Here is a 13,951-nt window from a genome sequence, read left to right as displayed (position 1 = left end):
GGCTCCTCCAAAGATCAGATTTATTTGGCTGCGGGGTTGTTAAAAGCAGATTAATGGATGCACACTGTGACGGCCAGCACACCGGACCACTGGAGGACCCATGAGCAGCACCCTGCCGCACGACGGGGGCGCACCCCTGATCGTCGTGATGGGCGTGTCGGGGTCGGGCAAGTCGACGGTCGGCGCCGCGCTCGCGCAGCGCCTCGGCGTCCCGTTCGAGGACGCCGACGACCTCCACCCGGCGGCCAACATCGCGAAGATGTCGGCCGGCATCCCGCTGGACGACGACGACCGCCACCCGTGGCTGGAGACCATCGGGGAGTGGCTCGCCGCCCACGACGGCGACGGTGGCGTGATCAGCTGCTCCGCGCTCAAGCGCAGCTATCGCGACCAGCTCCGCGCTCATGCAGCGCGGGCCGTCTTCGTCCACCTCCACGGCACCCGCGAGGTCATCGCGCGGCGCCAGGCCAGTCGTCCCGGCCACTTCATGCCGGCCTCGTTGCTCGACTCGCAGTTCGACACGCTCGAACAGCTCGCCGACGACGAGGCCGGTGTCGTCATCGACGTCGACCAGACGGTCGACGCGATCGTCCAGCAGTACGTCGACCTGAGCGTCGACCACTCCTGAGGAGACCCGCATGTCCGCACACCTGGTCCTTGCCGCCGGCACCGACCTCATCGAGCCGATCAACACCGAGGGCAAGCTGGTCCTGGCTGCCCTCCTCGGCATCGGCGTCATCGTCGCGCTCATCATCGGCGCGAGGCTGCACCCGTTCCTCGCCCTGACGGCCGGCGCGCTCGTCGTCGGCCTGACGGCCCGGATCGGGCTCGACGGCCCGATCGGCGAGCGTTTCGAGGCGTCGATCGCCAGCTTCACCACCGGCTTCGGGTCGACGGCTGCCGGCGTCGGCATCCTGATCGCCCTCGGCGCCATGTTCGGCAAGCTGCTCGCCGACAGCGGGGGAGCCGACCAGATCGTCGACACGATCATCGGCCACGCCTCGCCGCGCGCCCTGCCGTGGGCGATGGCCGTCGTCGGCGCGATCATCGGCCTGCCGATGTTCTTCGAGATCGGCCTCGTCCTGCTGATGCCGGTGATCTACCTCGTCGCCCGCCGCTCCGGCCAGTCGCTGATCACGATCGGCATCCCGGCGCTCGCCGGCCTCTCGGCGATGCACGGCCTGGTGCCGCCGCACCCCGGCCCGCTGACCGCGATCGACTACCTCGGCGCCGACCTCGGCACCACGCTCGCCCTCGGCGTCGCCGTCGCGATCCCGACCGTGATCATCGCCGGCCCGGTCTTCGGGCTCGTCGGCCGCTACGTCACCGTCGAGGTCCCGCACCGCTTCGAGTCCACGGAGGAGGAGGACGCGAGCGGCCGCCCGTCCTTCGCGATCACCCTCGCGTCGGTCCTGCTGCCGGTCTTCCTGATGATGGGCAAGGCCCTCGCCGACATCTTCATCGACGACGAGACCGCCCCGCTGCGCAGCGCGCTCGACGTGATCGGCACCCCGCTCATCGCGCTGCTCATCGCGGTCGTGGTCGGCATGTTCACCCTCGGCCACGGCATGGGCCGCGACGGCGTCGCGAAGTCGATCGAGTCCTCGCTGCCCGGCGTCGCCGGCATCCTGCTCATCGTCGCCGCCGGCGGTGGCTTCAAGCAGTCGCTCGTCGACACCGGCATCGGCACCCTCGTTGCCGAGAAGGTCGCCGACTCCAACGTCTCGGTGCTGGTGCTCGCGTGGTTCGTCGCGGTCCTGATCCGCCTCGCCACCGGCTCGGCCACCGTCGCCACGGTCACCGCGTCGGGCCTGCTCGCCCCGCTGACCGCGCAGCTCTCCAGCGGCGAGGTGTCGCTGATGGTGCTCGCGATCGGCGCGGGCTCGGTCTTCTTCTCCCACGTCAACGACGCCGGCTTCTGGCTGGTGAAGGAGTACTTCGGGATGACCGTCGGCCAGACCTTCAAGACCTGGTCGGCCATGGAGACGCTGCTCTCCGTCAGCGGCCTGGCGTTCGTGATGGTGCTCAACGCGTTCATCTAGCAGCGAACGGGACGAAAAGACGCTGGTCCACCACTGGACCGGTCGGGGAGGATGACGGGGTGGCTGATCCCGTCATCCTCCTGGTCTCCTCCGACCACATCGACGTCCTGACCGAGCAGTTCCACCGCTACCAGCGCGAGTACGACGTCCGGCCGGCCACCAGCGCCCGCGAGGCGACCGCGATCCTCCAGCGGGTCCGCTCGACCGGGCAGCCGGTGGCTCTGATCGTGACCGACTCCCAGCTGCCGGACGAGAACGTCCTGCTCGCCATGCACGACTGGCGCACCCTCGTCGCGACCGCCCGGCGGATCGTGGCGATCCCGATCGAGCGCTTCGCGGAGGAGAGCCAGTCGCTGCGGCCCTATCTGCAGAAGGGCAAGTTCGACACCTACCTCGTGCTGCCGCAGGGCCGCCGCGACGAGGAGTTCCACTACGCGGTGACCGAGCTGCTCAGCGACTGGGGCGCGACGGTCGCCACCTCCGAGATCGACTCGGTGCGGATCATCACCCCCGACAGCCGCCCGCTCGCCCTGGCCATCCGGGACTTCCTCGACCGGCAGGGGATGCCGCACCGCACCTACGCCCCCGACACCCCGCAGGGGCAGGAGGCGCTCGCGAAGGTGGACGGCGAGGCGTCGTACCCGCTGGTGCACATGAGCTCCGGTGTCTTCGCGGACCGGCCGGTCCTGATGCCGACCTCGACGCGCGACCTGGCCGCGATGATCTACGGTCGACCGTCCGACATCCACTGCGGCGACGTCGTCGACTTCGCGGTCGTCGGTGCCGGCCCGGCGGGCCTCGCCGCCGCCGTGTACGGCGCCTCGGAGGGCCTGTCGACCGTGGTGATCGAGTCGGAGGTGATCGGCGGGCAGGCCGGCACCAGCTCGATGATCCGCAACTACCTCGGCTTCCCGCGCGGCATCTCCGGGCAGCGGCTCGGTCAGCGGGCGCGGGTCCAGGCGATCCGGTTCGGCGCCCGCTTCTTCACCGGCTGGCCGGTCGTCGAGCTGCGGCCGGGCGCCGACGGCGAGCCGCACGTGCTGGTCACCGAGGGCGGCAAGGTGCACGCCCGCTCGGTCCTGGTCGCCTCCGGCGTCGCCTACCGACGGCTCGGCGTGCAGCCGCTCGAGGACCTGGTCGGCATGGGCGTCAACTACGGCGCCGCCATGACCGCCGCGCGCGAGATGGAGGACCGCGACGTCTACGTCGTGGGCGGCGGCAACTCCGCCGGCCAGGCCGCCGTCCACCTCGCCCGGTTCGCCCGCTCGGTGACGATCCTGATCCGGCGCGAGGACCTGGCCGCGACGATGTCGAAGTACCTCATCGACGAGATCGAGTGGAACCCCCGCATCGCCGTGCGCCCGTGCACGGAGATCATCGACGGTGGCGCCGACGACACCGGCCAGCTCGGCTGGCTGCAGCTGTGCGACGTGCGCACCCGGGAGGAGGAGCGGGTCAGCGCCGGCGGGCTGTTCCTGCTGATCGGCGCCGCGCCGCACTGCGACTGGCTCGGCGACGCGGTGCTGCGCGACGAGCGCGGCTTCGTGCTGACCGGCCGCGACGTCCCCACCGACTGCTGGATCGACGGTCTGCCGCCGGAGAACCTCGGCACCTGCGTGCCCGGCATCTTCGCCGCCGGCGACATCCGCGCCGGCTCGATGAAGCGGGTCGCGGCCGCCACCGGCGAGGGCGCGTCGGCGGTGTCGCTCGTGCACGGCTACCTGGAGGGTTTGCGGGTACCGACCGCGCCATGACCAGTGGAATCGACCTCGGCCGCCCCGAGTCGGGCGACATCATCGACCTGATCACCGACGACCACCGTCGCTTCGAGCACCTGCTGGCGCAGCTCCGACTGGGCACGGCCGACCGCGACGCCGTACGCCGCGCGTTCGCGAACGTGCTGATCGCCCACGGCGAGGCCGAGGAGGACCTCGTCTACCCGGTGCTGCGCCAGCAGGCGGGGGATGTCGACGCCCACGACATCGAGCACGGCAAGGAGGAGCACGCCGAGGGCAACGAGGCGCTGCTCGCCGTCCTCGAGCTCAAGGGCACCGACACCCAGGCCTTCACCGACGCGGTCGAGGAGCTGAGCAACCTCGTCGCCCACCACATCGCCGAGGAGGAGCTCAGCATCCTCGAGCCGGCCCGCACCGAGGTGTCCAACAAGGTGCGCTGGGACCTCGGCGAGAAGTGGTCCCGGCGCCGCAACGAGCTCATCGACCAGGACTGCGGGTCGGCCGAGAACGTGCGCCGGATCGTCGAGGCCGCCAAGCGGGAAGGCGTCCTCGAGGACGCCTGACCCGGCGGCTCAGGCAGGGGCGACGATCCCGGCCGCCACGCCGACCTCGCGGTACGCCGCCGCCAGCGAGTCGACCGTCTCGTGGGCGTTGAGCCCGCTCGGGTTGGGCACCACCCAGAGCTCGGCGCCGGCGAGGTCCTCGGGCTGCCGCCCGGGCATCGCCCTCGGCTTCCCGAAGGCCGCACGGTAGGCGGTGATCCCGGCGATCGCGACGACGACCGGTCGCTCGCGCTCGACGAGCGCGGTCAGCTCGGCGCCGCCCGCCCGCAGCTCCTCGTTGGACAGCTCGGACGCCTTGGCCGTCGCGCGGTGGACGACATTGGTGATGCCGATCCCGCGGTCACGGAGCAGGTCGCGCTGGGCGTCGTCCACCCCGTTCGCCGGGTCGATCGGCTCGGTGATCACGCCCGCCTTCAGCAGCGCGGGGTAGAAGCGGTTGCCGGGGTGCGCGAAGTGGGTGCTGGTCGCCGCCGTCCACAGCCCCGGGTTGATCCCCACGAAGAGCAGCCGCAGCACCTGGCCCGGCCGGGTCGGCAGCAGGTCGGGCACGACGGCGTCGCGGAAGGACTCGAGCTCGGCGCGGGTGAAGGTACGGCGGGCAGTGCTCACCGCTCCATCCTCTCCGACGCCCTCGGAGCGATCATCGTGTGGTCTCGCGTGCACCTGGTGAACGCAGCACCACACGATCACGCGCACCCGGGGCACGGGTGCGTCGAGCCGGTCCAGCCGCGCTGCTGCAGCAGTGCGCCGATGCGTGGCGCGGTCCGGCACTGGCCGCCGAACACCTGCCCCCAGGCCAGCCGCACCGTGTCCCGCCCGGCCACTGCAGCGTCGAGGTCTCGCTCGAGATCGCGATCGCGGTTGCGGATCCCCGAGTGGTGCAGGCGTCCGTCGAGCTCGACGATCAGGCCGAACGCGGCGTACACGACGTCGCGGTAGAGCGAACCCTTGGCCGACTCGTGGACCTGGCGCTCCGCGGCCGGTATCCCGTGCGCTCGTTCGACGCGGTGCAGGTAGCCGTGCTCGAGGGCTGAGCACGTACCTGACGCGACGTCGTCGATCACCGAGCCGAGGAAGGTACGGCGGGCGATCCGGGCCCGCCCGGTCAGGGCTGTTCGGAGAGCCACCGGCGACACCCGCCGGTTGCCCACGGCGTCCGCGAGCACGCCGACCGCATCGACGTCGGTGTCCGCCGCGGCGGCCAGGTCGAGGACGTACTCCTCGGCCCGCTGTCGCGGCGGGAAGGTCGACCAGACCACGCTGTCAGGAAAGCTCCGGCTCCGCTGAATGTCCACGCCCGGGACCTTCAACGTTCGCTGCCAGTCGACAACGACCTCGATCGGTCGGCGGTCGTCCGCGGCGCTGCGTAGTCGTGCGTCAGCCGACCGGAGCGCCGAGGCACCGCGGAGGCCGGCGGGCCAGCACGCCAGGACCGCGGCCCAGGACCGCTGGTGCCATGACAGCGCCCCGGTGTGGTCGATGTACACGCTGGAGTGGACACGCACCAGCTCGCGGCGACGAACCATCCTCGCGATGTCGTGGTCGCCGAAGCCGAGGTCGAGGAGCTGGGCGCGCGTGACCAGGCCGCCCTGACAGGCCTGCCGGTTCCTGAGCTGGTGGTGTGCCTCGTCCATGCGCCGACCCTGAACGGCCTGCGACCCGCTCGCAACCCCGTCGCGGGCGACCTGTGGACAACCCTTCGGTCGGTGATCGTGTGGCCGTGCGTGCACCTGGCGAACGGAGAGCCACCCGACGACGCGGGGCCTGCGTGCGAGGATCGGCGCCATGGCCGGGTGCAACACCTTCGTCGAGGGCGACAACCTCGACGTCCTGGCGACCCTGCCCGGCGAGTCCTTCGACCTCGTCTACATCGACCCGCCCTACAACACCGGCAACGACTTCGCCTACCGCGACGACTTCCGCGGCGAGCGCGGGGAGGGCGCTCGGGGCCGGCACGCCGCGTGGCTGGCGTTCATGCGGCCCCGGCTGGAGGCGGGCCATCGCGTGCTGGCACCCACCGGCGCGCTCTTCGTCAGCATCGACGACCACGAGGTCGCCCACCTGCGCCTCCTGCTCGACGAGGTGTACGGCGAGCAGAACTTCCTCGCCCAGGTCGTGGTCAACCTCAACCCGAAGGGCCGCCAGCTCGGGAAGGGCTTCGCGACGTCGCACGAGTACCTCCTCGTCTACGCGAAGGACGCCACCCGCTGCGTCCTCGACGCGTCGTCGTCGACGACCGTCGTCGAGTCGGACTTCCCGCTCGTCGCGGACGACGGCCGCCGCTACCGCCGGCTCCCGCTGCGCAACACCAACAAGAAGTTCAACCCGCTCACCGCACCGACCCTGCACTTCGCCGTCTGGGGCGACCCGGAGACGGGACGCGTCGCCACGGAGCCCTTCGCGGGCGGGGTGGAGATCAAGCCCGTGTTCGGCGACGGTACGCCGGCGGTCTGGCGCTGGTCCCGGCCCCGGATCGACGCGCGGCCCGACGACCTCGAGTGCCGCCGGGTGCGGGGCGCCCGGGGCGAGCGGGTCGACGTCTTCCAGCGCGACTGGCGCCACCCGGTCGGCGGCCGCCGCAAGAAGCTGCCGACCATCTGGCTCGCCGAGGAGGTGGGCTCGACCGACACGGCGGTGGCCGAGCTCAAGGCGGTCCTCGGCCACGTCTTCGAGTCGCCGAAGCCGACGGGGCTGATCCGCCGGGTCCTCGACACCATGCCCGCCGACGCGCGGGTCCTCGACTACTTCGCCGGGTCCGGCACCACCGGGCACGCGGTCGCGCTCGCCAACGCGGCCGACGGCGGGCGTCGTACCTGCCTCTCGGTGAACTCCGCCGAGCCGACCCGGGTGGGCTCGAACGCGGAGCGCGCCGGCTACGCCACCGTCTCGGCGATCACCCGCGCGCGGCTGGCCGCGGTCGAGGCGCTGCTCAGCTGACGCCTGCCGCCTTCTCCAGCGCCGCGAGCTCGTCGTCGAGGAAGGTCAGCAGTCGCTGCAGGTGCGGGACCGTACGACGGCAGCCCGTCAGTCCGAAGCCCATGTTGCCGGCGTAGGAGGTGCAGGTGATGTTGAGCGCCATGCCGTTGATCGGGATCGAGACGGGGTAGTTGCCGACGAGCTGCGCGCCGTTCCAGTAGTGGGGGACGCGCGGCCCGGGGACGTTGCTGATGATCAGGTTGAACGGCGGGCGCACCATGCCCTGCATGCCCAGCGCCGGGATCACGATCGACGGGGCCATGCCGATCGCGCTCATCGCGACGATCTGGGTCGGCGTCATCGACGACAGCGCCTCCTTGCCGTCCTTCATCGACCGGCTGATCGTGCGGAGGCGGTCGGCCGGGTCGGCCATGTCGGTGGCGAGGCGCACCATGACCGAGCCGATGGCGTTGCCGCCGGCGGACGAGGCGGTGCCGGCCTGCTTGGCGTTGAGCCCGACCGGGACCATCGACACCAGCGAGCGGTCCGGCAGCGCGTCGAGCTCGGCCAGGTAGGTCCGCATCGCGCCGCTGCACATCGCGAGCACGACGTCGTTGATCGTCGTACCGGTGGACTTGCCGACGGCGCGCATCCGCTCCACCGGCCAATCCTGGGCGGCGAAGCGGCGGGCGCCGGTGATCGACTGGTTGAAGATGGTGCGCGGTGCCGCCAGCGACACCGCGGAGGTCTCGTTGCGCAGGCCCTTGCGCAGCGTCTTGACCAGCGCGACCGGCATGCCGGCGGCCTCGGCGCTGATGCTCATCGCGCCGCGCAGCACGTCGGCGGGCAGGTCGGCCAGCGTCTTCGCAGCGGTCGTGGCCGCGTCGACGGCCGCGGCCGGCAGCGACTCGGCGGTCTCCTCCGGCTTCCGGCGCCGCGAGGCCCCCTCGGCGAACGGGGCGGGCATGTTGCGGCGGTCCTCGTCGGGCGACAGGACGCTCGCCATCAGCCGCATCGCGGAGATCCCGTCGACCAGCGCGTGGTGGAGCTTGGTGTACATCGCGACCCGGCCGTCGGCCAGGCCCTCGATCACGTGCGTCTCCCACAGCGGGCGCTCCCACGCGAGCCGCGTCGAGTGCAGCCGGCCCACCAGCTCGAGCAGCTCGCGCACGCGACCGGGCTGGGGGAGCGCGCTGTGCCGCACGTGGTGCTCGATGTCGAACTGCTCGTCGTCGCGCCAGACGAGGGTGCCGCCGGTCTTGACCGAGCGGTGGGGGTGCTTGAGGAAGAGCGGCGCGATCCGCTCCGTGTCGCGCATCGACTCGAACATCTCCCGGACGTAGCCCGGACCGGCGTCGGCCGGCGGCTCGAAGAGCTGGAGCCCGCCGACGTGCATCGGCTGGTTGCGGTTCTCCGAGAGCAGGAAGGCGGCCGAGGTCGGGTCGATCGGGCGGAATCCGGGAACAGAAACCACGGGGGTCTCCTTTCGTCGCAGGCCCTGATCCTTGCGCGTCGTGACCCCGGTCACAACCGGGTCCCGCGTTTCGGTTGGCCGGGATCGGTTAGGACTCGGACGTGAACCACTTCTCCACCCCGGCCGGCTGGTACGCCGACGGCGACGGCTGGGAGCGCCGCTGGGACGGCTCCAGCTGGACCGACGAGCGACGCCGGAAGAACGAGCCGACCCAGATCCGGGAGACGCCGGCCACCGCCCCCGAGGAGACCGTGGCCCCGGCCGAGCCGCCCGCTCCCGCCGCACCGGCCCCGCAGGCCGCCCCCCAGGGGCCGCCGCCGACCGCGCCGCCCGGGGCGCCGCCGGGCTACGGCCACATCCCGTCGCTGCCCTCGCCGTCGTCCCCGTCGTCCCCGTCGAGCTGGGGTACGCCGCCGCAGGGCCCGCCCCCCGGTGGACGGCGCACGAGGCGGCTGGGGCTGTGGATCACGCTGGTCGTCGTACTCCTGGTCGTGGTGGGCACCGGCATCACCCTCGCGGTGCTGCAGCCGTGGGACGGCGGTGGCGGCTCCGCCGACGACCCGAACGACCCCGACCAGCCGGCCAAGGCTGCGATCCAGGGCGACATCAACGGCGACGGCTACGGCGACGCCCGCTACTACTTCTACCTCGACTACGACAAGGTGACGAAGGTCGAGCAGATCAGCAACGGCAACGGCTTCACCCCCGAGGAGACGCCGGTCGAGCCGTCCAGCGAGCCGGAGGAGCTCTACTTCGACTGGGACGGCGACGGCGTCAACGAGCAGCTGGAGTGGCAGTTCGTGGCGTCCGGCAAGCAGGTCACGCTCACCTCGACCGACGACGAGTTCCCCGACGACCAGTCGTTCACCCTGTCGCTGTCGTCGCTCAAGGAGTTCGGCGACCCGGAGGTCCAGGTCGTCGGCGGCGACTTCGACGGCGACGGCGACCAGGACCTGGCCGTCGCGAGCCCCAACGACCGCAACGTCGACATCTCCGTGCTGGCCAACGACGGCACGGGCACCTTCGCCGACCCGGCCCTGTGGCTCTCGCTGCCCAACGCCGTGATGGACGTCCTGCGGCTCTACCCGGGCGACTTCGACAAGGACGGCGACACGGACCTGTGGGCCCAGCTGCCGTCGGAGCGGCTCGACGACGAGGACTACGACGGCTACTACTCCGGCGACCGCGGCTACGCGCTGCTGACCTCCACCGGCTCGAAGCTCGAGGCCGGCGCGGTCGGCTCCACCGGGAAGTACTTCCAGGCCCTGCTCGTCGGCGACGTCACCGGCGACGGCACGGCCAGCCTCGTCGGCATCGACACCAACTCGGTCGACGGGACCATCGAGGTCAAGGCCTACGACGTCTCCAGCGGCACCATCCAGGAGGTCAAGGGCTTCACCGGGACCTCGAAGATCGGCTCCCGCAACCTCCAGGGCGCCACCCTCAGCGACGTCGACGGCGACGGCAAGGCCGACGTCGTGTTCGTGGTGAAGGGCTTCACGGAGTCGAAGTTCTCCGGCGTGCAGGTGATGACGTCGACCGGAGCGGTCTTCGAGTCCGCGCTGGTGTGGGCCGAGACGCCGACCTGTCAGGACGACGACTGCCGCATCGAGTTCATCGGCACCTCGCGCTACTGACGCAGGCTCAGCCGTCGAGCTCCTCGCGGAGCTCGGTCACGACGGAGTCGACGACGGCGACCAGGTCGTTGCCGGTGCGCTCGGCCACGGCGCGCTGGCGGACGTACGACGGTCCGCGCGCCGGGATCTCGAGCACGGAGGCCAGCTCGGCCTCGCAGCCCAGGCGCTCCGCGGTCGGCTGCAGCTGCTCGACCAGGTCGGCGAGGTCGTCGGTGACGAGCCGCTCGTTGGACTTCGCGTCGAGGATCACGATCGCGTCGACGCCGTACCGGGCGGCGCGCCACTTGTTCTCCTGCACGTGCCACGGCGGCATCGTGGGGAGCTCCTCGCCGGCGGCCGCGCGGCCGTCGAGCCAGATGACCAGGCAGTGCATGAGGGCGACCAGCGCGGCCATGTCGGACAGGGTCGAGACGCCGTCGCAGACCCGGTTCTCGAGGGTGCCGTGCTTGACGGCGGGGCGCAGGTCCCAGCGGATCTCGCTGAGCTCGTCGATCACGCCGGTGGTGATCTGGTCGTGCGCGAACGCCTCGAACTCCTCCCACCGCTGGAACTGGAAGGGCAGGCCGGCGGTCGGCAGCTGCTGGAACATCAGCGCGCGGTTGGAGGCGTAGCCGGTGTCCACCCCCATCCAGATCGGCGACGAGGCCGAGAGCGCCTGGAGGTGCGGGTAGTAGGTCAGCAGGGCCGAGAGCACCGGCAGCACGCGGTCCCTCTCGGGCAGCCCGACGTGGACGTGCACGCCCCAGATGAGCATCTGCCGGCCCCACCACTGGGTGCGGTTGATGAGCTCCTCGTAGCGGTGGCCCTCGGTCAGCTGCTGGCCGGTCCAGTCGGCGAAGGGGTGCGTGCCGGCGCCGTACAGGTCGAGGTCGAGGTCGTCGGCGGCGGCGGTGACGTACTGCAGGGTGTTGCGCAGGTCGGCCATCGCGTCGCCGACCGTGGGGCACACGCCGGTCACGACCTCGACGGTGTTCTTCAGCAGCTCCTTGTGCAGCTTGCCGGGGTCGGGCATCCGCGGCTTGGCCCGCGCGAACAGGTGGGCGGCGTCGTTGCGGAGGTCGCGGGTACGGCGGTCGACCAGCGCGAACTCCCACTCCACCCCCAGTGTCGGCTCGGCCGAGCCGTGGAAGTCGATGCGCACACGACAAGCGTAGGGGTAGCCGAGCCGCGTGGCGGTGCCCGCGGTGCCGACGGGAAACCTGTCAGCATGAGTGGATGGACGACCTGCGGACCCTCCACCGCACGCTCGACCTTTGCCTGAAGGTCGGGGAGGTGCTGCTCTCCTCGGGGGCGGGCGCCCCCGACGTGGTGGCGACGATGCGCGCGCTCGCCCGTGCGCTCGGGGTGCGCCACACGCAGGTCGACGTCACCTTCACCTCGCTGGCGATGAGCGTCCAGCAGGGCCTGGACGAGCCGCCGGTGGTGCAGCTGCGCGCGGTCACCCAGCGCGACATCGACTACGAGGACCTCACCCGCGTCGACCACCTCGTGCGGGCGGTCGTGGCGGGGGAGGTCGACCTCGAGGGGGCTCGCACCGAGCTCGCCGCGATCGTGTCCTCGGGCCACGCCCGTCCCCGCTGGATGGCCACGCTCGGGGTGGGCCTGATGTGCGGCGGCGTCGGCCTCCAGCTCGGGGGCAACGCGGTCGTGGTGCTGGTCGCGATGCTCGCGGCCGTGTGCATCGACCGGCTGCAGCTGCTGATGACCCGCCGCCGGCTGCCCGGCTTCTACCAGCAGGTCGCGGGCGGCGTCGTCGCCACGATCCTCGCCGCCCTCGGCACCCGCCTCGCCGAGCCGTGGGTGCACCTCAACGCCTCGCTCGTCGTGACCGCCAACATCGTCATGCTCCTCGCCGGCATCGGGTTCGTGGGCGCCATCCAGGACGCCCTGTCCGGCTTCTTCGTCACCGGCGGCGCCCGCGTCCTCGAGGCCGTGCTCGCCACCGCCGGCATCATCGCCGGGGTCAGCGGCGGGCTGTCGCTGTGCGCCCGGATCGGGCTGGAGATCCCGCGCCTGGCCCTCCCGCGCTTCGACCTGGTCAGCGTGACCTCCGCGGCCGTCGGTGGAGGCGTGGCCGCGGCGGCGTTCGCCTTCGCCTGCTACGCCCCGCTGCGCACCCTCGTGCCCGTGGGCGTGCTCGGCGGCGCCGCGATCGCGGCCACGGAGCTGATCTCCGAGGCCGGCTTCGGCCGCCCCTGGGCGGTCGGCGTGGCGGCGTTCTTCATCGGGCTGTTCGGCTACACCGTCGGCCGCCGGTTCCGGGTGCCGCCGCTCGTGGTCGTGGTCTCGGCCGTCGTACCCCTGCTGCCGGGGTTGTCGATCTACCGCGGCCTCTTCCTGCTCTCCGAGGAGAGCGGCCAGCAGGTCGCGCAGGGCCTGCTCGCGATGGTCACCGCCGCATCGGTCGCGATCGCGCTCGCCTCCGGCGTCATCCTCGGTGAGTACGTCGCCCAGCCGGTCATGCGCGAGGCCCGACGGGTCGAGGCGCGGCTCGCCGGGCCGCGCCTGGTGGGGGTCACCCGGGTCGCGCGACGCCGCCGGTCACGAGGGTGACGTTTCACGGCGCATTTCCGTGGGAGGCTGAGCCCGATCACCTCATCTCAGCACGGGAGAAACCTGATGAAGAAGACCACCCTCGGCCTCGGCGCCATCGCGCTGGCTGCCGCACTCTCGCTCACCGCCTGCGGTACCGACGAGGGCAAGCTCGCCAAGGAGTACTGCGACCTGCTCAAGGACGCGACCTCCGCCGCGGACTCCGGCGACACGGCGAAGGCCGCGGAGGCCAGCAAGGCCCTCACCGACTGGCTGGAGAAGAACAAGGACGTCAAGGGCGACGAGGACGAGTTCACCGACGCCGTCAAGGACGAGTGCGGCGACATCGCCAACCTGCCCTGATCCCTTCAGGCTCACGAGCCGGGCTCCCGCACGGGAGCCCGGCTCGCTGCATTTCGGGGCGACGGGGCAGCCGCGTCAGGGGAGCGTGTCGATGATCGCGGGCAGTGCCGAGGTGATCACCTTGACCAGGTCGTCGCGGGTCAGGCCGGCGGGGTTGTCGCACCAGGTGAGGACGAGGTCCTCGACCATCGCCTGCCAGGCGTGGATGACCAGCCGGACCGCGGGGGTGTCGGGCAGGTCGAGGGTCCCGGTGTCGACGGTGAAGAAGCGGTCGGCGAGCGCGGTGAAGGTGGTCTCGTAGATCGCCCGCAGGGCCTCGTTGCTGCCGGCGGCCGACTTGAGCAGGGACCGGTAGGCGTCCTGGTTCTCGATCACGTAGTCGACGTAGCCGGTGATCGAGCCGAGCAGCCGCTCGAGCGGCTCGCCCTCGGCCGGGGGAGCGGTACGGCGGTAGAGGTCGTCGGCGGCGTACTGCACGACCGCCTCGAGATAGCCCTGCTTGCCACCGAAGTAGTGGTAGAGCAGGCCGCGCGAGATGCCGGCCTCCTCCGCGAGGGTGTCGATCGACAGCTCCTCCAGCGACCGGTTGGTCAGCAGGCGGATGCCGAGCTCGAGGAGCTGCAGGCGCCGCTGGTCGGGCGTCAGGCGGCTCCGCGATCTCGGGGAGGGGGTGGTCGTCGTCACGCGA

General features: G+C 71.7%; 13 protein-coding genes. 8 read left to right on the top strand and 5 right to left on the bottom strand.

The window, feature by feature from the left end; translation table 11 throughout:
• The first annotated feature begins 100 nt into the window (after positions 1 to 100).
• From AC2YHB_RS02550 to AC2YHB_RS02535, 4 genes are read left to right on the top strand one after another with little or no spacing between them, the layout of a single operon-like run.
• Complete coding sequence (locus tag AC2YHB_RS02550; protein WP_257026895.1) at positions 101 to 628, top strand: gluconokinase; 528 nt, start codon at positions 101 to 103, stop codon at positions 626 to 628.
• Positions 629 to 638: 10 nt separating this feature from the next.
• Complete coding sequence (locus AC2YHB_RS02545; RefSeq protein ID WP_036547618.1) at positions 639 to 2,042, top strand: GntP family permease; 1,404 nt, start codon at positions 639 to 641, stop codon at positions 2,040 to 2,042.
• A 59-nt stretch (positions 2,043 to 2,101) separates the two neighbouring features.
• The gene (locus tag AC2YHB_RS02540; RefSeq protein WP_487353425.1) at positions 2,102 to 3,796 is read left to right on the top strand and encodes an NAD(P)/FAD-dependent oxidoreductase; all 1,695 of its coding nucleotides are present in this window, start codon (positions 2,102 to 2,104) and stop codon (positions 3,794 to 3,796) included.
• Entirely contained in the window at positions 3,793 to 4,341 is a 549-nt protein-coding gene (locus AC2YHB_RS02535) for a hemerythrin domain-containing protein (RefSeq protein ID WP_036547624.1), read from the top strand. Before AC2YHB_RS02540 ends, AC2YHB_RS02535 begins: the two co-directional genes overlap by 4 nt.
• Positions 4,342 to 4,350: 9 nt before the next feature.
• Here AC2YHB_RS02535 and AC2YHB_RS02530 read toward each other — a convergent pair whose 3' ends face one another.
• Positions 4,351 to 4,950, bottom strand: a complete 600-nt coding sequence (locus AC2YHB_RS02530; protein ID WP_179649777.1) for a mismatch-specific DNA-glycosylase — start codon at positions 4,948 to 4,950, stop codon at positions 4,351 to 4,353.
• 77 nt (positions 4,951 to 5,027) lie between these two features.
• Positions 5,028 to 5,975, bottom strand: a complete 948-nt coding sequence (locus AC2YHB_RS02525; protein WP_179649779.1) for a type IV toxin-antitoxin system AbiEi family antitoxin domain-containing protein — start codon at positions 5,973 to 5,975, stop codon at positions 5,028 to 5,030.
• Between the two features lie 151 nt (positions 5,976 to 6,126).
• Here AC2YHB_RS02525 and AC2YHB_RS02520 point away from each other — a divergent pair, with 151 nt between their 5' ends.
• On the top strand, positions 6,127 to 7,278 hold the full coding sequence (locus tag AC2YHB_RS02520) for a site-specific DNA-methyltransferase (protein ID WP_179649781.1): 1,152 nt from the start codon (positions 6,127 to 6,129) through the stop codon (positions 7,276 to 7,278).
• Here the strand turns inward: AC2YHB_RS02520 and AC2YHB_RS02515 are convergent.
• Complete coding sequence (locus AC2YHB_RS02515) at positions 7,271 to 8,731, bottom strand: WS/DGAT/MGAT family O-acyltransferase (protein ID WP_308645593.1); 1,461 nt, start codon at positions 8,729 to 8,731, stop codon at positions 7,271 to 7,273. The genes AC2YHB_RS02520 and AC2YHB_RS02515 overlap by 8 nt on opposite strands.
• A 101-nt stretch (positions 8,732 to 8,832) precedes the next feature.
• On the opposite strand from AC2YHB_RS02515, the gene AC2YHB_RS02510 reads away from it, so the two are divergent.
• Positions 8,833 to 10,368, top strand: coding sequence for a DUF2510 domain-containing protein (locus AC2YHB_RS02510; RefSeq protein ID WP_487353424.1), 1,536 nt, complete (start codon positions 8,833 to 8,835; stop codon positions 10,366 to 10,368).
• A 7-nt stretch (positions 10,369 to 10,375) separates the two neighbouring features.
• Here the strand turns inward: AC2YHB_RS02510 and AC2YHB_RS02505 are convergent, their stop codons facing one another.
• Entirely contained in the window at positions 10,376 to 11,509 is a 1,134-nt protein-coding gene (locus AC2YHB_RS02505; protein WP_036547639.1) for a glutamate--cysteine ligase, read from the bottom strand.
• 74 nt (positions 11,510 to 11,583) lie between these two features.
• Between AC2YHB_RS02505 and AC2YHB_RS02500 the strand changes: the two genes are divergently transcribed.
• A complete protein-coding gene (locus tag AC2YHB_RS02500) occupies positions 11,584 to 12,921 on the top strand; it encodes a threonine/serine exporter family protein (protein WP_179649787.1) in 1,338 nt (445 codons plus the stop codon).
• A 66-nt stretch (positions 12,922 to 12,987) separates the two neighbouring features.
• Entirely contained in the window at positions 12,988 to 13,263 is a 276-nt protein-coding gene (locus AC2YHB_RS02495) for a hypothetical protein (RefSeq protein WP_036547642.1), read from the top strand.
• 75 nt (positions 13,264 to 13,338) lie between these two features.
• Here the strand turns inward: AC2YHB_RS02495 and AC2YHB_RS02490 are convergent, their stop codons facing one another.
• Positions 13,339 to 13,947: a TetR/AcrR family transcriptional regulator gene (locus AC2YHB_RS02490; protein ID WP_036547645.1), complete on the bottom strand. Its 609-nt coding sequence runs from the start codon at positions 13,945 to 13,947 to the stop codon at positions 13,339 to 13,341.
• Positions 13,948 to 13,951 lie beyond the last annotated feature (4 nt).

Source organism: Nocardioides sp. SRI_004 (assembly GCF_057586415.1).
This window is presented reverse-complemented; position numbering and strand designations above follow the sequence as displayed.

What these genes read in the sequence shown, in the direction of transcription:
- AC2YHB_RS02550 (WP_257026895.1), top strand. Translation starts at nt 101, where the DNA reads ATGAGCAGCACCCTGCCGCACGACGGGGGCGCACCCCTGATCGTCGTG.
- AC2YHB_RS02545 (WP_036547618.1), top strand. Translation starts at nt 639, where the DNA reads ATGTCCGCACACCTGGTCCTTGCCGCCGGCACCGACCTCATCGAGCCG.
- AC2YHB_RS02535 (WP_036547624.1), top strand. Translation starts at nt 3,793, where the DNA reads ATGACCAGTGGAATCGACCTCGGCCGCCCCGAGTCGGGCGACATCATC.
- AC2YHB_RS02525 (WP_179649779.1), bottom strand. Translation starts at nt 5,975, where the DNA reads ATGGACGAGGCACACCACCAGCTCAGGAACCGGCAGGCCTGTCAGGGC.
- AC2YHB_RS02520 (WP_179649781.1), top strand. Translation starts at nt 6,127, where the DNA reads ATGGCCGGGTGCAACACCTTCGTCGAGGGCGACAACCTCGACGTCCTG.
- AC2YHB_RS02500 (WP_179649787.1), top strand. Translation starts at nt 11,584, where the DNA reads ATGGACGACCTGCGGACCCTCCACCGCACGCTCGACCTTTGCCTGAAG.
- AC2YHB_RS02495 (WP_036547642.1), top strand. Translation starts at nt 12,988, where the DNA reads ATGAAGAAGACCACCCTCGGCCTCGGCGCCATCGCGCTGGCTGCCGCA.